The organism is Sphingobium sp. D43FB, assembly GCF_002312805.1.
Lineage (GTDB): Bacteria > Pseudomonadota > Alphaproteobacteria > Sphingomonadales > Sphingomonadaceae > Sphingobium.
Genome location: NZ_NMUA01000022.1, coordinates 13,094 through 33,241, shown reverse-complemented (window position 1 = coordinate 33,241; position 20,148 = coordinate 13,094). Strand labels below are relative to the sequence as shown.

Annotated in this window: 23 protein-coding genes and 1 tRNA gene; 12 read left to right on the top strand and 12 right to left on the bottom strand. The window is 63.8% G+C overall.

Annotation, left to right across the window (positions count from 1 at the left end):
- The first annotated feature begins 95 nt into the window (after nucleotides 1–95).
- From argF to queE, 5 genes are all read left to right on the top strand, one after another.
- Complete coding sequence (gene argF, locus SxD43FB_RS16920) at nucleotides 96–1,025, top strand: ornithine carbamoyltransferase (RefSeq protein WP_096063195.1); 930 nt, start codon at nucleotides 96–98, stop codon at nucleotides 1,023–1,025.
- A gap of 97 nt (nucleotides 1,026–1,122) precedes the next feature.
- The gene (locus SxD43FB_RS16915) at nucleotides 1,123–2,025 is read left to right on the top strand and encodes an Hsp33 family molecular chaperone HslO (RefSeq protein WP_255245776.1); all 903 of its coding nucleotides are present in this window, start codon (nucleotides 1,123–1,125) and stop codon (nucleotides 2,023–2,025) included.
- Between the two features lie 141 nt (nucleotides 2,026–2,166).
- Nucleotides 2,167–2,571 (top strand): hypothetical protein, encoded by a 405-nt coding sequence (locus SxD43FB_RS16910; RefSeq protein WP_096063193.1) that lies wholly within the window; start codon nucleotides 2,167–2,169, stop codon nucleotides 2,569–2,571.
- Nucleotides 2,572–2,620: 49 nt separating this feature from the next.
- The gene (gene queC, locus SxD43FB_RS16905; protein ID WP_096063192.1) at nucleotides 2,621–3,313 is read left to right on the top strand and encodes a 7-cyano-7-deazaguanine synthase QueC; all 693 of its coding nucleotides are present in this window, start codon (nucleotides 2,621–2,623) and stop codon (nucleotides 3,311–3,313) included.
- 11 nt (nucleotides 3,314–3,324) lie between these two features.
- Nucleotides 3,325–3,972, top strand: coding sequence for a 7-carboxy-7-deazaguanine synthase (gene queE, locus SxD43FB_RS16900; protein WP_096063191.1), 648 nt, complete (start codon nucleotides 3,325–3,327; stop codon nucleotides 3,970–3,972).
- Between the two features lie 7 nt (nucleotides 3,973–3,979).
- On the opposite strand, the gene SxD43FB_RS16895 is transcribed toward queE, so the two are convergent.
- From SxD43FB_RS16895 to lipB, 3 genes are all read right to left on the bottom strand, one after another.
- Entirely contained in the window at nucleotides 3,980–4,663 is a 684-nt protein-coding gene (locus tag SxD43FB_RS16895; protein WP_069065210.1) for a hypothetical protein, read from the bottom strand.
- 95 nt (nucleotides 4,664–4,758) lie between these two features.
- Nucleotides 4,759–5,028 carry a hypothetical protein gene (locus tag SxD43FB_RS16890; RefSeq protein WP_069066864.1) on the bottom strand — a complete coding sequence of 90 codons (270 nt, stop codon included), beginning with the start codon at nucleotides 5,026–5,028 and terminating at the stop codon, nucleotides 4,759–4,761.
- A 59-nt stretch (nucleotides 5,029–5,087) separates the two neighbouring features.
- Nucleotides 5,088–5,783: a lipoyl(octanoyl) transferase LipB gene (lipB, locus tag SxD43FB_RS16885; RefSeq protein WP_096063190.1), complete on the bottom strand. Its 696-nt coding sequence runs from the start codon at nucleotides 5,781–5,783 to the stop codon at nucleotides 5,088–5,090.
- Between the two features lie 77 nt (nucleotides 5,784–5,860).
- Between lipB and SxD43FB_RS16880 the strand changes: the two genes are divergently transcribed.
- The gene (locus SxD43FB_RS16880) at nucleotides 5,861–6,655 is read left to right on the top strand and encodes a glycerophosphoryl diester phosphodiesterase membrane domain-containing protein (protein ID WP_096063189.1); all 795 of its coding nucleotides are present in this window, start codon (nucleotides 5,861–5,863) and stop codon (nucleotides 6,653–6,655) included.
- Here the strand turns inward: SxD43FB_RS16880 and SxD43FB_RS16875 are convergent.
- The 3 genes from SxD43FB_RS16875 to SxD43FB_RS16865 are packed head-to-tail and all read right to left on the bottom strand — an operon-like array spanning nucleotide 6,637 to nucleotide 8,595.
- Nucleotides 6,637–7,236 carry a GNAT family N-acetyltransferase gene (locus tag SxD43FB_RS16875; RefSeq protein ID WP_096063188.1) on the bottom strand — a complete coding sequence of 200 codons (600 nt, stop codon included), beginning with the start codon at nucleotides 7,234–7,236 and terminating at the stop codon, nucleotides 6,637–6,639. The two genes, SxD43FB_RS16880 and SxD43FB_RS16875, sit on opposite strands and share 19 nt — an antisense overlap.
- A gap of 4 nt (nucleotides 7,237–7,240) precedes the next feature.
- The gene (gene hemF, locus SxD43FB_RS16870) at nucleotides 7,241–8,128 is read right to left on the bottom strand and encodes an oxygen-dependent coproporphyrinogen oxidase (protein ID WP_096063187.1); all 888 of its coding nucleotides are present in this window, start codon (nucleotides 8,126–8,128) and stop codon (nucleotides 7,241–7,243) included.
- On the bottom strand, nucleotides 8,125–8,595 hold the full coding sequence (locus SxD43FB_RS16865) for a tRNA (cytidine(34)-2'-O)-methyltransferase (protein WP_176482820.1): 471 nt from the start codon (nucleotides 8,593–8,595) through the stop codon (nucleotides 8,125–8,127). Before SxD43FB_RS16865 ends, hemF begins: the two co-directional genes overlap by 4 nt.
- Before the next feature lie 196 nt (nucleotides 8,596–8,791).
- On the opposite strand from SxD43FB_RS16865, the gene petA reads away from it, so the two are divergent.
- The 4 genes from petA (at nucleotide 8,792) to SxD43FB_RS16845 (ending at nucleotide 12,144) form a co-directional block, all read left to right on the top strand.
- Nucleotides 8,792–9,358 carry a ubiquinol-cytochrome c reductase iron-sulfur subunit gene (gene petA, locus SxD43FB_RS16860; protein WP_069065205.1) on the top strand — a complete coding sequence of 189 codons (567 nt, stop codon included), beginning with the start codon at nucleotides 8,792–8,794 and terminating at the stop codon, nucleotides 9,356–9,358.
- Nucleotides 9,359–9,369: 11 nt separating this feature from the next.
- Nucleotides 9,370–10,662 carry a cytochrome b N-terminal domain-containing protein gene (locus tag SxD43FB_RS16855; RefSeq protein ID WP_037476240.1) on the top strand — a complete coding sequence of 431 codons (1,293 nt, stop codon included), beginning with the start codon at nucleotides 9,370–9,372 and terminating at the stop codon, nucleotides 10,660–10,662.
- A 14-nt stretch (nucleotides 10,663–10,676) separates the two neighbouring features.
- Complete coding sequence (locus SxD43FB_RS16850) at nucleotides 10,677–11,525, top strand: cytochrome c1 (RefSeq protein WP_037476242.1); 849 nt, start codon at nucleotides 10,677–10,679, stop codon at nucleotides 11,523–11,525.
- 82 nt (nucleotides 11,526–11,607) lie between these two features.
- The gene (locus tag SxD43FB_RS16845; protein ID WP_096063185.1) at nucleotides 11,608–12,144 is read left to right on the top strand and encodes an adenine phosphoribosyltransferase; all 537 of its coding nucleotides are present in this window, start codon (nucleotides 11,608–11,610) and stop codon (nucleotides 12,142–12,144) included.
- Here the strand turns inward: SxD43FB_RS16845 and SxD43FB_RS16840 are convergent.
- Nucleotides 12,141–12,764 (bottom strand): 5'-methylthioadenosine/S-adenosylhomocysteine nucleosidase, encoded by a 624-nt coding sequence (locus SxD43FB_RS16840; protein ID WP_096063184.1) that lies wholly within the window; start codon nucleotides 12,762–12,764, stop codon nucleotides 12,141–12,143. The two genes, SxD43FB_RS16845 and SxD43FB_RS16840, sit on opposite strands and share 4 nt — an antisense overlap.
- Nucleotides 12,765–12,866: 102 nt before the next feature.
- Nucleotides 12,867–12,941, bottom strand: a tRNA-Val gene (locus SxD43FB_RS16835).
- A 128-nt stretch (nucleotides 12,942–13,069) separates the two neighbouring features.
- Here SxD43FB_RS16835 and SxD43FB_RS16830 point away from each other — a divergent pair.
- Nucleotides 13,070–14,401: a dicarboxylate/amino acid:cation symporter gene (locus tag SxD43FB_RS16830; RefSeq protein WP_096063183.1), complete on the top strand. Its 1,332-nt coding sequence runs from the start codon at nucleotides 13,070–13,072 to the stop codon at nucleotides 14,399–14,401.
- A 4-nt stretch (nucleotides 14,402–14,405) separates the two neighbouring features.
- Here SxD43FB_RS16830 and SxD43FB_RS16825 read toward each other — a convergent pair whose 3' ends face one another.
- The gene (locus SxD43FB_RS16825) at nucleotides 14,406–14,783 is read right to left on the bottom strand and encodes a response regulator (protein ID WP_096063182.1); all 378 of its coding nucleotides are present in this window, start codon (nucleotides 14,781–14,783) and stop codon (nucleotides 14,406–14,408) included.
- A 123-nt stretch (nucleotides 14,784–14,906) separates the two neighbouring features.
- Between SxD43FB_RS16825 and SxD43FB_RS16820 the strand changes: the two genes are divergently transcribed.
- Nucleotides 14,907–15,800, top strand: coding sequence for an N-formylglutamate amidohydrolase (locus SxD43FB_RS16820; protein ID WP_255245775.1), 894 nt, complete (start codon nucleotides 14,907–14,909; stop codon nucleotides 15,798–15,800).
- Here the strand turns inward: SxD43FB_RS16820 and SxD43FB_RS16815 are convergent, their stop codons facing one another.
- The 3 genes from SxD43FB_RS16815 to SxD43FB_RS16805 form a co-directional block, all read right to left on the bottom strand.
- Nucleotides 15,801–17,642 (bottom strand): acyltransferase family protein, encoded by a 1,842-nt coding sequence (locus SxD43FB_RS16815; RefSeq protein WP_217988806.1) that lies wholly within the window; start codon nucleotides 17,640–17,642, stop codon nucleotides 15,801–15,803.
- Between the two features lie 374 nt (nucleotides 17,643–18,016).
- Nucleotides 18,017–19,033: a class 1 fructose-bisphosphatase gene (locus SxD43FB_RS16810; protein WP_069065199.1), complete on the bottom strand. Its 1,017-nt coding sequence runs from the start codon at nucleotides 19,031–19,033 to the stop codon at nucleotides 18,017–18,019.
- Nucleotides 19,034–19,139: 106 nt separating this feature from the next.
- Nucleotides 19,140–20,066 carry a hypothetical protein gene (locus tag SxD43FB_RS16805; RefSeq protein ID WP_096063179.1) on the bottom strand — a complete coding sequence of 309 codons (927 nt, stop codon included), beginning with the start codon at nucleotides 20,064–20,066 and terminating at the stop codon, nucleotides 19,140–19,142.
- Nucleotides 20,067–20,148: the final 82 nt, after the last annotated feature.

The following is a 20,148-nucleotide window of genomic DNA, read 5'->3' as shown; positions in this document are numbered from 1 at the left end:
CCGTTCGCCCTGAGCTTGTCGAAGGGCTCCACTTGTCTTTTAGGAAAGTGCAGGGCTTCGACAGGCTCAGCCCGAACGGCTGATGGGTAGTTAATATGACCAAGCATTTTCTGAATCTCTCCGACGCAGGCGGCGACGCCATTGCCGCGATGATCGCGAACGCCATCGACCGGAAGGCCGCACGAGCGTCCTGGCCCAAGGGGCGCGTCGATGCCGATGCACCGCTGGCCGGTCATACACTGGCGATGATCTTCGAGAAGAATTCGACCCGTACCCGCGTATCCTTCGACATGGCGATCCGCCAACTGGGCGGCACGTCGCTGATCCTCGATTCGGCCACGACGCAGCTCGGCCGTGGTGAGACGATCGCCGACACGGCGCGCGTCCTGTCGCGCATGTGCGACGCCATCATGATCCGCACTGACGACCACGCCAAGATCGAGGAAATGGCGCATTATGCGACCGTCCCCGTCATCAACGGCCTGACCGACCTGTCGCACCCCTGCCAGATCGTCGCGGACCTGCTCACCGTGGTCGAACATGGCGTGGCCTTGCCCGGCAGCCAATGGGCGTGGCTTGGCGATGGCAATAATGTGCTGCACTCGATCATCGAGGCGGCGGGGCTGCTCAAGTTCGACGTGCGCGTCGCCGTGCCGGAGGGCTATGAACCCGACGCCTCTTTCGCGGCGGCGGCGCAGGCGCAGGGCGCGCGCATCAGCCTGACCCGCGATGCGGGAGAGGCGGTCGCCGGCGCGGACATCGTCGTAACCGACACCTGGATCTCGATGGGGCAGGCCCATGCCGAGGAAAAGCTGGCCGCGATGATGCCCTATCAAGTGACACCCGCGCTGATGACGGGCGCGAAGCCGCAGGCCAAATTCCTCCATTGCCTGCCCGCGCATCGCGGCGAGGAAGTGACCGCCGACGTCATCGACGGCCCGCAATCGCTGATTTGGGACGAGGCGGAAAACCGCATTCATGCCCAGAAATCGGTGCTGCTCTGGGCCTTGGGGCATCTTGGTTGAGTTTACGGGCGGGCTTCCTATCTAGGCGGCTCGCCCGCATCGTCCGATGCGGCCTTACGCCCCGCGCCATCGCCTGCGGGATCACCGGAGCCTTGATGTGACTATCGCCCCCCATGTCGACCATGCCATCGGCTTCACCATAGCCTCGCGCCACGCGCGCGGTCGCCTCGTGCGGCTTGGGCCGGTGCTGGATGAGGTATTGGCCGCCCATGCCTATCCCCCGGCGATCGAGCGGCTGCTGGCATCGGCGCTGGTGCTGGCGGCGCTGCTCGGCGCAACGCTCAAGCAGGCCGATGGGCAACTCACGATGCAGGCGCAGACCGAACATGGCGTCGTGCGCCTGCTGGTCGCCGATTATAAAAATGGCGATTTGCGCGGCTATGCCAAGTTCGATGCCGACCGGCTTGCTGAACTTGGCCCTGACCCGACCTTGTTCGGCCTGTTCGGCAAGGGCTATCTCGCCATCACCTTCGACCAGTCCGTCACTGGCGAACGCTATCAGGGCATCGTGCCCTTGGACGGCGATTCGCTGGGCGCAGCGGCCGAACATTATTTCTTCCAGTCCGAACAAATCCCCAGCGTGATCCGCATCGCTACCCGGCACGAACCCGGTGAGGGCTGCTACGCCGCCGGATTATTGCTCCAGCATCTGCCCGAAGGCGAAGTCGGCCGCGAACGGCTGCATGTCCGCCATGATCACCCCGAATGGGAGCATGTGCAGGCGCTCGCGGTGACGCTCAAGGATGAGGAACTGACGGACACGTCGCTGCCGTTGAGCGACATCGTCTGGCGGCTGTTCCATGAGGAAGAGGAAGTGCGCGCGACCGACCCCACGCCGCTGGCCAAGGGGTGCCGCTGCGACCTGTCGCATATCCGCGACGTCATCGGCCGCTTCTCGCCCGATGATCGCGCCGAAATGGCCGACGAGCAGGGCATCATCGGCGTCGATTGCTCTTTCTGCTCACGGCTCTTCCCGCTTCGGGTCGACAGCTTCGCCTGACGCGGCGTCGTTACGCTAACGATATTTGTAATTTGGGCAGCGCAGCCGGTTCGCGCTATCAAAATGCCGTAATCCTACGGCATGGCGGACAGGGATGGTTGCGGCCCCGATGGCGCGTGACCCTTGATGGGAACATAGATCATGGGAAAGGCGGTTTGGCGCTCGCTTGCAGCAGCGGTCGCGCTGACGACGGCAGGTTGGGCCGGTGCGGCGGATGCGCCAAAGCTCGCGGCGCTCCAGACGCTGGAACCGGGCGAATGGGAATTGCGCGGCCGGGGCAAGGGCGCGGAGACCCGCAAGCTGTGCGTATCGGACGTGCGCCAATTGCTGCAGATACGCCATGCCCGCGCCTCCTGCCGCAGCTTCGTGGTGAGCGATGAAGTCCAGGCCGCCAGCATCACCTATGATTGCGCGGCGGCGGGCAATGGCCGCACCGACCTGCGCGTCGAAACCGCGCGGCTGATACAGATCAGCTCGCAAGGTGTGGCCGATGGCGCGCCCTTCGTCTTCGTGGCGGAGGGGCGCCGCATTGGCGCCTGCCGCTAAGCGCAGCGCCATGCTTGCGCTGGCGCGATTGGGGCAGTAGCGCGAAACCATGGTTGCCAATCAAGGAAAATTCGCTGTCGTCCTGCTTTCGGGCGGACTGGATTCGATGGTCGCGGGTGCATTGGCGCGCGAGGCGGGCTATCGTCTGCTCGCTTTGTCGATCGATTATAATCAGCGGCATCGCGTGGAACTGCAGGCTGCGTCGCGCGTCGCGAAGTCCTTGAACGCGATGCGTCACATCGTCCTGCCGCTTGATCTGACTGCGTTCGGCGGTTCGGCGCTGACCGCCGATATCGCCGTGCCCAAAAGCGGGGTCGGCGACGACATCCCCATCACCTATGTCCCGGCGCGCAACACCATCTTCCTGTCGCTCACCTTGGGGCTGGCCGAAGTCGCAGGTGCCAGCGACATCTTCATCGGGGTCAACGCGTTGGATTATTCGGGCTATCCCGATTGCCGCCCTGAGTTTATCGACGCCTTCCAGACGATGGCGGCGCTCGCGACCAAGGCGGGAGTGGAAGGTCACCCGATCCGCATCAAAGCACCGCTCCAACATATGAGCAAGGCCGACATCGTGCGGGAGGCCAACAGGCTGGGCCTCGACACCGGGATCAGTTGGTCCTGCTATGACCCGACGCCGGACGGCAAACATTGCGGCCTGTGCGACAGTTGCCGCCTGCGGTCAAAGGGGTATCAGGAAGCGGGCCTGCCCGATCCCACCCTTTACGCCGCGCGGCCCTGAAAGCGCGTGCGATGAGCTATGCGGTCAAGGAAATGTTCCTGACGCTCCAAGGGGAAGGGGTGCAGGCCGGGCGGCGCGCGGTGTTCCTGCGCTTTGCCGGATGCAATTTGTGGAGCGGGCGCGAGCAGGATCGGGCGAGCGCTGTCTGCCGCTTTTGCGATACGGATTTCGTCGGCACCGATGGCGATGGCGGCGGGAAATTCGCCGATGCCGATGCGTTGGCCGATGCCGCGCTGGCCTTTTGGGGCACGGCGGAGGCGGGCCACTATATCGTCCTGACCGGCGGCGAGCCGATGTTGCAGGTCGACGATGCGCTGGTCGACGCGCTCCACGCGCGCGGATTCGCGATCGCGATCGAAAGCAATGGCACGCTGCCCGTCCATCCCGCCATCGATTGGGTCTGTATCAGCCCCAAGGCGGGGAGCGAGGTCGTGCAGACGTCAGGCGATGAGTTGAAGCTCGTCTGGCCGCAACCAGGCGGCGGGCACAGCGTCGCCGATGTCGCGGCGATGGAGCTTTGGGCCTTCACCCATCATCTACTCCAGCCGCTCGATGATCCCCAGGCCCAGGATAATGCCCGCGCCTGTATCGCACTGGTCATGGATCGGCCGCGCTGGCGGCTGACGGTGCAGGCCCATAAATATCTGGGCCTGCGCTGATCCATCCTTAGGGCTTGCCGACGCCGATCTTGTCGTTCCACGCCTGATGGCAGACGGGTTGCAGCACGCCCTTCTTCCAGCATTTGGGATCGAAGGAGGGCAGGGCGGTAACATAATCATAGCCCGGCGTGCCATAATATTGCTCGCCCGCGGCAACCAACGACTTCTTGATCGAAGCCAGACCGCTGCGCGCTACCTCATGCAACTTGCCCCGATCGGCGAAGATCGCCTTGCGCCCGACCTCGGCCGTCGCCAGGCAAAAGCCCTTTTGTGCCTGTACCGTCGAATAGCCCGAATAGATGCGCGTGCCATATTGGTCGGAAGCGGCCTGCCCCGGCCGTCCCTTGCCCACGGTGCGCTGGAAATAGCTCAATATACCGGCCTGCGCCGCATCCAGTTCGGCGTCATGATGCGCGATCATCGCGTTATAATTGCCGATGGCGAGCAATGTGGGTTCGAACTGGCATTGCAGCGCTGCGACATTGAGCGCCGCGCGCAGGTTCCACACCAGCCCGGCCTTGATCTCCGCCTCCGTCGCGCCCGGCAGGCCCAGCGCGGTAGCGGCGGCCGAATCGGTCAAGGGCGGGGCGGACAGATCAGGTGGTGACCAGAAAAATTGGGCGGCGGCGGGTTGCGCCAGCATCGGCGCAACGGCCAGGGCAAGGCCAGTCAGCGCGGTACGGAACGTCATGCAATAAAGGCCTTTTACGAACGGGTGCGATGAATGGGCATCGCCCGAATATGTGTCTAAGCCGACTGTATCAGGGCTGAATGATTGCGCCAGCCCTATTGGTCGGAGAGGACTTCCGCTTCCGCCCCGGCTGGTTCGGCGGCGGGTTGTGCCGCGCTGCTGGCATTGGCAGCCGCGTTGCCGGGCGAGGCGATCGCCGTGCCTTCGCTCTGCACTCCGTCCAGGTCGGTCATGGCGTCGCTGGTGGTGCCATCGACAACTTCCATGTCCTTCATCTCGACCTTGGTCTCGGTCTTGTCCGCGCCGCCGCACGCGGCCAGCGGCAGCAGCGACAGGGTCATGGCGACAAGTATGTGGCGGCGCATCCGGGTCTCCTTGCGATCATCGATGCCCGGCAATCCCCCGCCCGGCGAAAGGCGTGACCCTAGCGACCGACTTCGCATTGCTCAAGTCCCGTGCCGCACCGCGACAAGCGGTTGAGAAAGGCAGGGAAATGCGCCTTGAGCGCGGAGTCGAGCGCGGTCATGGAAGCGTCGCCCCCTAGCGCTGCGATGCTGGTCACGGGATAGTCGCTGATCCCGCATGGCACGATGCCGGTAAAATGGCTGAGGTCAGGATCGACATTGATCGCGAAGCCATGGAGCGTCACCCAGCGGCGTACCCGGATGCCCAGCGCGCCGATCTTGGCCTCCCGCCCTTGCGCGTCATCGGTCCAGATACCGATCCGACCGTCCGCGCGCCGTGCCGCTATGCCCAGATCGCCAAGCGCCGCGATCATCCAGCCTTCGAGATGATGCACGAAATTGCGGACATCCTTGCCGCGTTCGCCGAGGTTAATGTTGAGATAGCCGATCCGTTGCCCCGGCCCATGATAGGTATAGCGGCCGCCGCGCCCGGCATCATAGACCGGGAAGCGCGCGTCGATCAGTTCCGCCGGGTCTGCGCTGGTTCCGGCGGTGTAGAGCGGTGCATGTTCCAGCAGCCACACCCGTTCGCGCGCCTCTCCGCCATGGATCGCAGCGGCGCGCGCCTCCATCTCGGCTAGCGCCGTTGGATAATCGACAGGCGCGGTTTCGGTGCGCCATTCGACGCTGTCGGGGAAGGGAAGGGGGGCCGTCATGACGCTTCCTTGACTTGGAGACTGCGAGCGATCAAGTCTCCGCGATATTTTCGGGAACAGGTCAGGCGTTACAAGATATGGCGACAATGTCGATCGGCAAGGCGTGGCAGGAAGCGGTGGCCTTCGTCGCCCGCGAAGCCACATTGCTGTTTCCCGTCGCGCTGCTGTTCGTGGCGCTGCCTGGCCTTATCCTTCAGGAAATGACGCCACCGGAATTGGCCGCATGGTCGCTCGCGCCCAAGATGGACACGATGCCCGATGTCCCGGCCAGTTATGGCATTGGCCTCATGATCGCCATTGTCCTGATCTGGTTCGGATCGCTCAGCCTGTTTGCGCTCGCGCTGCGCCCCGGCATTTCGGTGGGGGAGGCGCTGCGGCTCAGTCTGAACCGCCTGCCCGTGCTGCTTGGCACCGCGCTGGTGGTGCTGGGGGCATTTTTCGGCCTGCTGATGACGATCATCCTCGTGGCGGTGATCGTCTCGCTGGCATCGAAGGCGGCTGGTGCCTCACTTGGGCTTTTGCTTGGCTTCGTCATGGTCGGCATCGCGCTGTTCGCCAGCGTGCGGCTGATGCTGCTCAATCCGGTCGTTCTGGATAGCGGCGCAGGGGTCAAGGAATCGCTCCGCCGCGCCTGGGCGCTCACGCGCGGGCATTTCTGGCGGCTGCTGGCCTTCATCCTGATCCTGACCTTGCTGTCCGCCATCGTCGCATCGGCGGCGCAGTCGATTTTCGGTTTGCTGGGCAGCTTGCTTGCAGGGCCTGACGGCGCGCGGCTGGCTGGCGGGATTGCCGGGGCGATCGTCTCGACGGTGATCCAGGTCTATATGCTGGTGATGCTCGCGCGCCTTTATCGTCAGGCGACCGCGGGCTGATCCAGCAGCGGTACATGGGGCGCTGCGTCGGGCGGCAATATCCCGGCGAGGCGTGGGTCGGCAAATGTCTCGATTTCGCGCTTATAGGCGACGAACCCCGCCTTGATATAAAAGCCAAGGGCCGCTGGACTGTCGAGCGTGCAGGTGTGGACCCATAGACGTTCGACGCCCTTGCGCCAGGCGAGCGCCTTGGCCTGCGCCATCAGCCATTGCCCATGGCCCTTGCCATTCAGTTGCGGCACCAGCCCGAAAAAGCCCAGTTCGCAATCCGGCATCGAGCGGAAATCCAGTTCGAGCAGTCCCACCTCGATCCCGCGCGGGTCAGTGACGGCATAGACCTCGACCGCCGGATCATGAATGATCGCGGCAAGCGATTCGTCCTTCATCACCAGCCGCGAGAACCAGAGCCATGGCTCCCCCACCCGGCGAAACAGCGCGCGATAGCTGTCGAGTTTGGGCACCTTCCATCGCACGAGTCGCAAGGGTGATGGCGGGATCGGCGCAGGGCGTGGCTTCTGCCGCATCTCCAAATGAGTGACGATCGCCGCCACCATGGCCGGATCGACCGCGATCAGCGCCATGGCGTCAGTTCCAGCTCGCCATCGGCGGCAGGCTCATCAGGATGGCGTCGATATTGCCGCCGGTCTTGAGACCGAACAATGTGCCGCGATCATGCACCAGATTGAATTCGGCATAGCGGCCCCGCCATTCCAGCATCGTGGCATAGTCCGCCTCGGTCCAGGCCTCGTCCATGCGCCGCCGTACGATCGGCGGATAGGCGTCGAGAAAGGCATCGCCGACGGCGCGCGTGAAGGCGAAATTCGCGTCGAACGCCGCATCGTCGGCACATTCGAGATGATCGTAGAAAATGCCGCCGACCCCGCGATGGACGCCGCGATGGGGAATGAAGAAATACTCGTCCGCCCAGTCCTTGAACCGGGGATAATGGTCCGGGTCATGCGCGTCGCACGCGGCCTTGAGCACTTCATGGAAATACGCCGTATCTTCTTCGCGCGGCAATGGAGGGTTGAGGTCTGCCCCGCCGCCGAACCAGCTTTTGGTCGTCACCAGATAGCGCGTATTCATATGCACGGCGGGCACATGCGGATTGGCCATATGCGCGACCAAGCTGATCCCGGTCGCGAAAAAGGCTGGATTCTCCGCCGCGCCATGGATGCTCTGCGCAAAGCCGGGGGCGAACTCGCCGCCCACGGTCGAGATATTGACCCCGACCTTCTCGAAAACCTTGCCTTTCATCACCCCGCGCACGCCACCGCCGCCTTCGCCCGGAGCCTGCCCTTCGGCTTCGCGGTCCCAGGGGGTGTAGGCGAAACTGGCGTCGCTGCTTGCCTCCCGCTCGATCGCTTCGAACGCGGCACAGATCCGGTCCCGGAGCGATTCGAACCAGGCGCGGGCGGCCTGCTGGCGGGAATCGAGGGTGAAGGGAACGATAGGTGTGGGAGCGGGGGTCATTGCGGGAACTTTCCGGTCTGGCGCAGGGCTTCGGCGACGGCGATGCCCGTGGAAACGGCGATGTTCAAGGATCGAAAGCCCGGTGCCATGGGAATCCGCACCCGGATATCGGCCATATCCCGCACGGCATCGGGGACGCCCGCGCTTTCGGAACCCATCAACAAGACATCGTCGCCGCGAAATGCAACGTCGGGCAGCCTCTGCGAGGCATGGCTGCTCATCAGCAGCAGGCGGCGGCCGTTGGCGCGCCGATCCGCATCGAAGGCGTCGAAATTGGCGTGCCGCACGACCTCCGCCGCTGCACCATAGTCCATCGCCGCGCGTTTCAGGCGGGCATCGGAAAAGGCGAATCCGGTCGGCATGATGATGTCCACGGGCACAGCGAAACAGGCCGCCAGACGCAGGATGGCACCGACATTGCCGGCGATTTCGGGCTGATAAAGGGCGATACGCATGAGGGAGCCCATAATGCACTGCGGCAAATTGTCATAGCTTGCGTGACTTTGCTGTTGGCAAAGAGCGCGCACTGGGGTTATCAGGCCCGCGAACCACGCCGGGGGGACGGCGGGGGCCATATCATATGGTTACCCATCACCCTTGATAAACAGGGCCGTTCACGGCATTGCGGCGGGACCAGGGACGTTCTTGCAAGGGTTGAGGTGCATGGCCAGCGTTGAACATACAGACAGCACGGGTCTACCCGGCGAAGATGGGGTCCGCCGTCGCGACTTCATCAATATCGCTGCGGTGAGTTTTGCAGGGGTCGGCGCGGTTGCCGTCGTTCTGCCGCTGATCGACCAGATGAACCCCAGCGCGGACGTGCTGGCGATGGCATCGACGGAAGTTGATCTCTCGGCGATCCAGCCGGGGCAGGCGATCAAGACGACGTTCCGCAGCCAGCCGCTGTTCGTGCGCCAGCTGACGGAAAAGGAAATCGCCGAAGCCGACAAGGTCGATCCTTCCACGCTGCGCGATCCACAGACGCTCGAAGAGCGCACGGTCGATGGCAAGAAGCAGTGGCTGGTGACCATGGGTGTCTGCACCCATCTGGGCTGCGTGCCGCTGGGCGCTGGCGAAGGTGAGAATAAGGGCGAATATGGCGGCTATTTCTGCCCGTGCCATGGTTCGTCCTACGACACCGCCGCGCGCATCCGCAAAGGCCCTGCGCCGACCAACCTGGAAGTGCCGAAGTTCAGCTTCACTTCCGACACCGCCATTCTCGTAGGCTGAGGTAAGAAACGATGAGCTTTCCCTGGGCTGAGCAATATACGCCGAAAAATCCGGTGATGGTGTGGATCGACGAGAAGCTGCCGCTTCCGCGTCTCGCCTATAACGCCGTGGGTGCGGGCTATCCTGTGCCGCGCAACCTTAACTATTTCTGGAACTTCGGCGTCCTGGCCGGCCTCGCTTTGATGATTCAGATCATCACCGGCGTCGTCCTGGCGATGCATTATGGCGCCAATGACCTGGTGGCGTTCAGCACCGTCGAACAGACGATGCGCGACGTCAATGCGGGCTGGCTGATGCGCTATGCCCATGCCAACGGGGCCAGCTTCTTCTTCATCGTCGTCTATCTCCACATCTTCCGCGGCCTCTATTTCGGCTCCTACAAGGCACCTCGCGAGATGGTATGGCTGCTTGGCCTCGTCATCTTCCTGCTGATGATGGCGACCGCCTTCATGGGCTACGTGCTGCCCTGGGGTCAGATGTCCTATTGGGGCGCGAAGGTGATCACCGGCCTGTTCGGCGCGATCCCGGTCGTCGGCGAACCGATCCAGACCTGGCTGCTGGGCGGCTTTGCCCCTGGCAACGCCTCGCTCAACCGTTTCTTCTCGCTGCACTTCCTGCTGCCGTTCGTGATTGCCGGGGTCATCATCCTGCATATCTGGGCTCTGCATATTCCCGGTTCCTCGAACCCGACCGGCGTGGAAGTGAAGGGGCCGCAGGACACTGTGCCGTTCCATCCCTATTACACGGCCAAGGACGGCTTCGGCGCGGGCATCTTCCTGATCGCCTTCTGCACCCTGCTGTTCTTCGCACCCAACTTCCTGGGCCACCCGGACAACTATATCGAAGCGAACCCGCTCTCGACGCCCGCGCACATCGTGCCGGAATGGTATTTCTGGCCTTTCTACGCGATCCTGCGCGCCTTCACCGTGGACTTCTTCTTCGTCCCCGCCAAGCTGCTGGGCGTGCTGGCGATGTTCGCATCGATCCTGCTGCTCTTCTTCCTGCCCTGGCTCGACACCTCGCCGGTGCGGTCGGGCAAGTATCGGCCCACTTTCAACAAGTTCTTCTGGATCCTGATCCTCGACGTGTTGATCCTGGGCTATTGCGGCGGTGCGCCGGCTGAAGAGCCTTTCGTGATGATCTCGCAGGTCGCGTCGGCCTATTATTTCGCGCACTTCCTGATCATCCTTCCGCTGATCTCGCGCTTTGAAAAGCCGCTGCCGTTGCCCGGTTCGATCACCGAGGCCGTGCTGGCGAAATATGGCAAGACCGACGGCGCAACCGTCGCGGTCCCGGCCGAATAAGGGGTAGACGTAACATGGTACGCATCGGCGCATTTCTCGTCGGCCTCTTCTTCGCGGGCTGGCTGCTGGTCTCCTTCCTCATGGGGGCGGTGGCCTATGTCTCCGAACCCCCGGTCCCCACTGTGGAAAAGGCGTTTCACGAGCTTCCCAAGCATGTGGCCTTCTCGTTCGACGGACCGCTTGGCCATTATGACAAGCAGCAGTTGCAGCGCGGCTTCCAAGTCTACAAGGAAGTCTGCTCGGCCTGCCACAGCCTCAAGTTCGTGGCATTCCGCGACCTCGAAGCGCTTGGCTATAACGAAGCCGAAGTGAAGGCGATCGCCAAGCAGTGGGCGATCAAGGCTCCCTCGGTCGATCCGGCAACGGGCGAAGCCTCGACCCGTGAGCCGATGCCGGCGGACTATTTCCCCAAGCCCTTCGCGAACAATGTCGCGGCGGCCGCGGCGAACAATAATGCGATCCCGCCAGACCTGTCGCTGATGACCAAGGCTCGCCATCATGGCAGCGCCTATGTCTATTCGCTGCTGACCGGCTATCAGGCGCAACCCGCTGCGCTGCTCAAGGAGTTCCCGGACTCCAAGACGCCAGAGGGGCTGCACTACAACCCCTATTTCGCGAACCTGAACCTTGCCATGGCGCCGCCGCTGACGGCCGAAGGTCAGGTGACCTATAGCGACGGCACCAAGCCGACGGTGGACCAGATGGCGAAGGATGTTTCGGCCTTCCTGACCTGGACCGCCGAACCCAAGCTGGAAAACCGCCGCCGTGCGGGTCTGGCGACGATCATCTTCCTGCTGATCGCCACGGGCCTCGCCTATATGTCCTACCAGAATATCTGGGCGGAGAAGAAGAAGGCGGCCTGACGGACTGGTCCGCAAGAACAAGGATTATGAAGAGGGCGCGGTTTCATCTGGGAACCGCGCCCTCTTTCCTTATGGAGACAGCATGAGCATCGACACGCTGGCGGGCCTCGTCCGCACGATCCCCGATTTTCCCAAACCCGGCATCCAGTTTCGGGACGTCACGACCTTGCTGGCGGATAGCGCAGGGCTGACGGAACTGGTCGAGCGCATGGCGTCGATCGCGCGGCCGCTCGATCCCGACCTGATCGTCGGCATCGAAGCGCGCGGCTTCATCCTGGGTGCAGCGCTCGCCCTGGCATTGGGCAAGGGTTTCGTGCCCGTGCGCAAGGCGGGCAAGCTGCCGGGCAAGACCGTCGGCATCGACTATGTGCTGGAATATGGCACGGATCGGCTGGAACTGCATGAAGGGCAGGTTCCGACCGATACGCGCGTTGTGCTGGTCGATGATCTGATCGCTACCGGCGGTACGGCGCTTGCCGCTGCGCAGTTGTTGCGCGAGCAGGGGGCAAGCGTGTTGATGGCTTTGTTCGCGATCGACCTGCCCGATCTTGGCGGGATGGCGGCGCTGGAAGCCGACGGCATCGCCGCGCAGGCGATCATCGCGTTCGACGGCGACTAAAGGCCTTTAGTAAGCGCCTCCGGCAACAGGTCCACCGCAGCCGCCAGCCGCTCGTCGAGCAATTCCAGCAATTCCATCCAGCCATGGATATGGGCGAGTTCGCCCGGTCCATCGGAAATGCCGCGCAAGCCCATCAGCGGCACGGCAAAGCGGGCACAGGCCCGCGCCACCGCAAAGGTCTCCATATCGACCATATCGGCGTCGATCGCGGCATATTCCTCACCCCCGACGATATTGGAGCCGGTCGAGAGCCGCACAGTGGGCATCGCGAGCGGCGTTGCCAGCGGGACATCAACGGGATGATCGACAAAGGGCGTCACGCCCTTGGTAAAGCCCAAGCGCGAGGCGTCCATGTCACGCCAGGAGACACTCGCGACCTGCACCACCTCGCCCAAGCCGCAGATTCGCGATCCGGCCGAACCGAGACAAACGACCAGATCGGGAAGCGCATTCTGGCGCGCCAGGTCGCTCAGGGCGATTCCGGTCACCAGCGCCGCTTCGACCGGCCCTACGCCCGTCATCAGTGGCGTGAACCGGCTACGCAGATGCGGTCCATATTCCGCGTCTGCCGCCATCACGAACAGCAGGCGCTTGCCCGAAACGATCTCGCAGCCTGCCATCTCTGTTCGCCCCTTGCCCATGCCGCAACGCCCATAGCCTGGCGGAAGCAGCACCGCAAAAGAGAAAGCCCGCCACCTGAAAACAGGTGACGGGCTTTGTCATGGTGGGCGTGGCAAGGATTGAACTTGCGACCCCTGCGATGTCAACACAGTGCTCTACCACTGAGCTACACGCCCACGGGAGTTGGGCCTTTAGCCGGGCGAATCGGATGGCGCAAGCGGGAAAATGCCCGGCCCTGATATTCTTCTGGACAGCGCAGGGGTGGCCCATATGCTGCGGCGCAAACAGGGGGACGCCAAGACTTATGCTGCCATCGCCATCCTCGCCAATTCAGACGACGCCGCGCCTGCCCTGGTACCGGCAGCTTTATGTCCAGGTGCTGATCGCCATCGCGCTGGGTGTGACGATCGGCCATTTCTTCCCTGACGCCGGCGTCCGGCTCAAACCCTTGGGAGAGGCCTTCATCAAGCTGGTGAAGATGATCATCGCGCCGGTCATCTTCCTGACCATCGTCACTGGCATTGCGGGCATGAAGGAGCTGGGGGCGATCGGCCGGGTTGCGGCCAAGGCCTTTGGCTATTTTCTGACCTTTTCGACGCTGGCGCTCGTCGTCGGCCTGATCGTTGCCAATGTCGTGGAACCCGGCGCTGGGCTGAACATCGATCCGGCGACGCTCGATGCTGATCAGGTCGCCGACTATGCCAGCAAGGCGCATGAGAGCAGCTTGACCGGCTTCCTGATGAACATCATTCCGGCGACCATGGTGTCGGCGGTGGCGGACGGTAACATCCTGCAGGTGCTGTTCGTGGCGATCCTGTTCGGCATCGCGCTGACTTTGATCGGCGACAAGGCCGCGCCGCTGATGACCGTGCTCGAATCCGCCAGCCATGCGGTGTTCAAATTGGTGTCGATCCTGATGAAAGCCGCACCGATCGGGGCGTTCGGCGCGATGGCCTTCACCATCGGCGAATATGGGGTCGGCACGCTCGCCAATTTAGCCGGGCTGGTCGCGACCTTCTATCTGACGTCGCTGTTGTTCGTGTTGGTGGTTCTGGGTGGTGTGTGCTGGGCGGTGGGGTTCAATATCCTTCATCTCATCCGCTATTTGAAGGCCGAACTACTCCTCGTTCTTGGGACATCCTCCTCGGAGGCGGCCTTGCCCAGCCTCATCGAGAAAATGGAACGGGCCGGGTGCCGCAAGTCGGTGGTGGGTCTGGTCGTGCCGACCGGATACAGCTTCAACCTCGACGGCACCAATATCTACATGACGCTGGCGGCGCTGTTCATCGCGCAGGCCTGCAATGTCGATATCAGCCTGGAGCAGCAGATCTTGCTGCTGCTGGTGGCAATGATCTCCTCCAAGGGCGCAGCGGGGGTAACCGGGGCAGGCTTCATCACATTGGCGGCAACGCTGTCGATCGTGCCAACGGTGCCGGTCGCGGGCATGACGCTGATCCTGGGCGTCGATCGCTTCATGAGCGAATGCCGTAGTCTCACCAACTTCATCGGCAATGCTGTGGCGACCGTCGTGGTTTCGGCGTGGGAAAAGGGGCTGGACCGCGAGCGGTTCAATGCTGCGATGGCCGGGATCGCGCTCGATCCCACGCCCGACATGGAAGAAGTCGTCCCCGACTAGAGGATCACGTCAGTCCGGTCAGGCTTTCGCTGCTGAACATCCGCTCGACCTCCAGCACCAGGTCGCGCAGGTGGAAGGGCTTGGACAAGACCTTGGCCTGCGGCACAGCCTTGCCCGCGCGCAAGGTGACGGCGGCAAAACCGGTGATGAACATGATTCGCATGTCCGGTGCCACTGATGCGGCATGCTGGGCCAGTTCGATGCCGTCCATTTCCGGCATGACGATATCGGTCAGCAACAGGTCGAACCGGTCGGAGCGGATATGCGGCACCGCCTCTGTCCCCGTCGAGACCGCGACGACCTCATATCCCGACCGTTCCAGCGCGCGGGCCAGATAGACGCGCATGCTCTCATCGTCTTCGGCCAATAATATGCGAACCATCGCCCCCACTCTCATATCCTCCGCGACCCCCACGGGTGGCGCGAAGCCATGATATATGCGACAAGGTGTAAATATTATCCAGCCAAGCCACGATTTTTGCCCGGATCGTTGAAAGGAGCGCCATTGGACGACAGCCCGCCGCGCGCGCCGACGCACAGCGACCCGGCCTTCGATCTTTATGGCCCCGCGTTTCCCGATCGCCCGCTTATCCTGTCCGTGCCCCATGCCGGGCGGCTCTATCCGCCCGCCTTGCTGGCGCAGGCGCGCGTCCGGCCGGAAATGCTGCGGCGGCTGGAGGATCGCTGGGTCGATCTGCTGGTGCATCCCTTGATAGCGCAGGGCTTCACGGTTTTAGTTGCGCGCGCGCCGCGCGCGTTGATTGACCTTAACCGCCATGATCGGGAGGTGGATCCCGCGATGCTGTCTGATCTGCCCCACATGGTGGCCTTGCAGACCAGTGCGAAACTGCGCGGCGGGCTTGGCTTGCTGCCGCGTCGGTTGCCTGGCGCACCGGAATTGTGGCGCGGGCCGATCGGTTGGGCGGAGGTGCAGCGGCGGATCGATATGGTCCACCGGCCCTATCATGCGACGCTCGCGCAGTTGATGGCGGCGGCGCGGGATGCCCATGGTCATGCCATCCTGATCGACCTTCATTCCATGCCGCCGCTACCGCCGCCGTCGCCGGGCTGTCCCGCGCCGGGGTTGGTGCTGGGCGACCGATTCGGCCGCAGCGCGTCGAGCCGATTGACGACGCTGGCGGCGGATGTGGCGGCGGGGCACGACATGCTGGTGGCGATCAATAGCCCCTATGCGGGCGATTATCTGATCGAACGGCATGGGCGACCGGAGCGCGATCTGCATGCGCTGCAGATCGAGATCGACCGGACGCTCTATCTGGATGCGACATTGGACCGGCCGGGGCCGGGGATCGCGCGGATGCGCGTGCTGGTGCAGGCGATTGCCCAGGCGCTGGCGGTAGAACTGCCGCGTGCCGACTATGCGCTGGCGGCCGAATGATCAGCCAATGACGGCGCGCGCACCGGCAACGCTCAGATGGTGCGAATCGAAGTAGAGGGGCTGGCCGTCCCGCGCGATGGCGCAGACGCGCGCGTCGCATAGCCGGGCCACGGGGTCGATCAGCGTCACACCCTGCGCCTGCCAGCGCGTGAAGAGCGCGCGGAGATTGACGATGTGTGCTTCCACTCGCGCCCGCTCAACCCCTTGTGCGCTGTCCAGCATGGCGGCGCGCGCCAGATGGGCGAGGTGACGCGGCACGTCGAAGGGTTGGGGTGGGACCGCGCCGATCAGCACGACTTCCCGCCCTTCGGCCCGGATGGCGGCGATGGTACGGTCGAGTTTCGCCACGAAAGCAGGGTCATCAAATGTACCATTGGCCCAGAAGGCGGCGAGGTAGATGCGGCGTAGTCCTGGATCTGCGTGGATCGCGTCGAAAGCGGCCCGGTTGGCCGCGGCGCAGCGGGCGTCCTTCGCCTCATAACCCAACACAGGCGGGCAACTCGATGTTGTCCGTTCGATCAGCGATTGGCCCTGTGCGCGCGCGTCCTGCGCCAGCACATGCGCCAGTTCGACGCCATGGCTGTCGCCCCATAGCATGGCGTCGGGCCGGACCGTTGCGCCGAGGACGCAGGGGTTGGCACCCCGCATATAGGTGTCGTGGCAGCGCTTGCGGTCAGGGCTGATGTCGTTGCGCCCGGCGATCTGCGCCAGAACGGCGGGTGCGAATCGTGAGGGCCATGGTCCCATCGCCAGCAAAGCAGCCGACAGCGCGCAGAGCAGCGCCATCGCTGTGCCGGTGAAGCGGAAGATGGTGTGGGGCGGCATGTGGGCCGAATCGCGGAAGGGTTGTTCGACGAAGCGCCAGGATAGTGACGCGATGGCCAGCGATGCGGCGAGAACGGCGAGCTGGGTTCCGCCCGAAAGCGGCAGGTCGGTCGCATATTCGGTGAAGACGATCAGCGGCCAGTGCCACAGATAGAGCGAGTAGGAGATCAGGCCGACGCCGACCAGCGGGGGCAGGGCGAGGACGCGGCCTGCACTTGTCCCCGGCGCGCAGTGGAGCAGCGCCATTGCGCCCAGCACAGGGGCGATGGCCGCAACGCCAGGGAATAGCGTGTTGCGGTCGTAGAGGAAGACCGCACTGCCGATCGCCAAGAGGCCAGCCCAAGCGACGGCTTCGCGCTGCCAGCGCGCTCGGATTGCCGGAACGACGCCCAGCGCCAGGAGCGCGCCTGCGAGCAATTCCCAGGCGCGGGTGGGTAGCAGGTAGAAGGCAAAGCCTGTCGTATCGCGTTGCATGACTATGCACAGGGTCAGCGATGCTATTCCGATGGCCGCCACGACGCCTGCGCGCACGCGCGTTCCGAAGCGGGCGAGCAGCATCAGCAGGATCGGGAAGCCGATATAATATTGTTCCTCCACCGCCAGCGACCATGTCTGGAGCAGGGGCTTCACGTCCGCACCGCCAGCGAAATAGCCGGTGTCGGTGAAGAACCACAGGTTGGAGACGAACAGCGTCGCGGCCAGTGCGGATTTGGGTACGCCCTCCAGGTCGCCGGGCAGATAGAGCCAGGCTGCCAGGCCCAGCACGGCGAGGATCATCAGGGCGAGGGCGGGCATGATTCGCCGGAAGCGCCGCTCGTAGAAGCGGAGCAGCGAGAAGCGGCCGTCATCGACGTCGCGGGCGATGATTCCGGTGATCAGATAGCCCGAAATCACGAAGAAGATGTCGACGCCGACATAGCCGCCGGAAAAGCCCGGCACATGGGCGTGGAAGAACAAGACCGGCAGGATGGCGAGCGCGCGCAGGCCGTCTATGTCGCGGCGGTGGGGCCGGGTCATGCGCGCGCCTATCTGTTCTGCCTTTCCATGCATGGCGCGGGCCTACGCCCAAAGCCCTGATATTTGCTTTACCCGATTCGCGGCGAGGACGCGGGACACGATTGCAGTTTACGCAATTGCAGCTTCACCCTTCGCATTTGCGAAGAATACGCCCCGCTGGCACTAAGACTGTGCCTTTCAGGCATCCTCTCCTAAACTTTTCAGGCTGGTCTCACGATCAGCCTTTTTTTTGTCTGCGGCTTGGGCTAGGCATCCCTCGCTGTTGCCGCGCCATATAACATGTTTCTGGAGAGGGGCCGCCGGTAAGACCGGCAGGCGGGGCATAGTTGGGGGATCGAGCGCTTGAGTGCGCTCTCCCCCATTTTCTTTTCATCCTATGCGGTGGCCATCTCGCGGCCATAAGCGACGACCGCTTCCACTTCGGCGCGGTCGCCCAGCACCACACCGACGCGCTGGTGCAGGCTGGTCGCGGGCACGTCCATGATCGGTTGGAACCCGTCGCTCGACGCGCCGCCCGCCTGCTCGATCAGATAGCTCATCGGATTGGCTTCATACATCAGCCGCAGCTTGGCCTTGCCCGGATTGCGATGGTCGTAGGGATAGAGGAAGATCCCGCCGCGCTTGAGGATGCGGTGCACGTCCGCCACCATGGAGGCGGTCCAGCGCATATTATAATCCTGGCCGCATGGCCCTGCGCCACCCATGACGCGCTCTTCGACATAACGGGCCACGGCGGGCGACCATTGGCGGCGGTTTGACATATTGATGGCAAATTCGCACTTGCCCTGCGGCATCTGCATATTGGCGTCGGTCATCACCCAGCTGCCGACTTCGCGGTCGAGCGTGAATTCATAGACGCCGGTGCCGACGCTCAGCACCAGCAAGGTCTGCGGCCCGTAAATGGCATAGCCCGCCGCGACCTGCGCCCGGCCGTCCTGCAGGAAATCCTCCTCCGTCACTTCGCGACCGGCGCAGGCTTCGGGGGCTTTGAGGACCGAGAAGATGGTGCCGACCGACAGGTCGACGTCGATATTGCTGGACCCGTCGATCGGATCGAACAGCAGCAGATATTCGCCCTTGGGATAGCGATTGGGGATGCGGTGGATCGTCTCCATCTCTTCCGACGCCATGGCGGCGAGATGACCGCCCCATTCATTGGCATCGAGCAGCATTTCGTTGGCGATGACGTCCAGCTTCTTCTGGACCTCGCCCTGCACATTTTCGCTGTCCAGGCTGCCCAGCACTTCGCCCAACGCGCCCTTGCTGACGGCATGGCTGATCGTCTTGCACGCGCGCGCCACGGTTTCGATCAGCAGGCGCAGTTCGGCGGGCAGGGCTTCGGCCAAGCGCTGTTGTTCGATCAGGAAACGGGTGAGGGTGGTTCTTGCCATGGGCCGCCTTTCGTAAAGGGCAGGCGCCGCGACAGGACGCCGCGGCGCTTGAAAATCGGAACGCGCCTTCGCTACGGGAGTCGCCCCGTCAAGTCCAGCCGCCGCGTCACTCGCCGCGCGCCCGTGCCGCAGCGTCGGCGCGGCCCACCGCAAGGGCGCGGACCCGTTCTACCCCTTCGGCAAAAGCGCTACCGCGCGCCGCCTGTCCCGCCTGGGCATAGAGGCGTTCCGCGCCGGCATAGTCGCCATCGCGTTCGGCGCAGAGGCCAAGGTTGAACAGGATCGAGGGATGACCCGGCCGGTCGCCGTCCATCGCCGCCCATTCGCCGCAGGCGGCGACCGGATCGCGCTGCGACGATTTGATGCTGTCGCGGAAGCGCTGGGCCATGGCCTTGTCCATCCCGTCGCGTTCTTCGCGCAGGCGGATGCGGTTATTTTCGTGGCGCGGGATGATGTCGTCGGCCAGCCGGTCCGCCGCGGTGCGGACCATGCGATCGATGCTCTGGCGCGGGGTGCGCTTGGACTTGTCCTTGGGGCAGGTGACGATCGTGTCGGTTTGCGTGCGGGTTTCGCTATAGAGGATCTGGCCGTCCGTGACGCGGGCGATCCGCAAGGTCGGGGCGAAGGTTACCGTTTCCTGCAGGCACAGCGCCTCGACCTTCTCCTTCTTCGTGCATTTCTGGTCGGTGCCCTCGGCACAGACTTCGACCTGCCGCTTCACATTGGTTTCGCGCACGCTGGCATCGGCAAGGCCGGTGATGATGCCATCGGCATCGGGGCCGCGCCGCGACAGGGCGATCACGGCATAATAGGGGCGTCCATCCGGCCCGGCGCGGCTTAATTTCTGTTCGATCGCCAGCGCCAGTGCGGTGCCGTCGCGCCCTGCGATGCGATCGACGCCGATGCTGCGCAGCAGGCTGACGGCGCGATAGGGGGCCGGGAAATGGCCGGTCATCGCAAAGACCTCCGCCTCAACCGGCGTACTGGCCGCCATGGCTGCCGCTATGATGGTGAACCCGACGATTGGCCGCATGATATTTCCCCCCTTTTTTGCCCGGCTCTCCTGTAAGCTCGTGCCTGCATGCGATCAAGCGGATGACGGTGCATCTTGATGG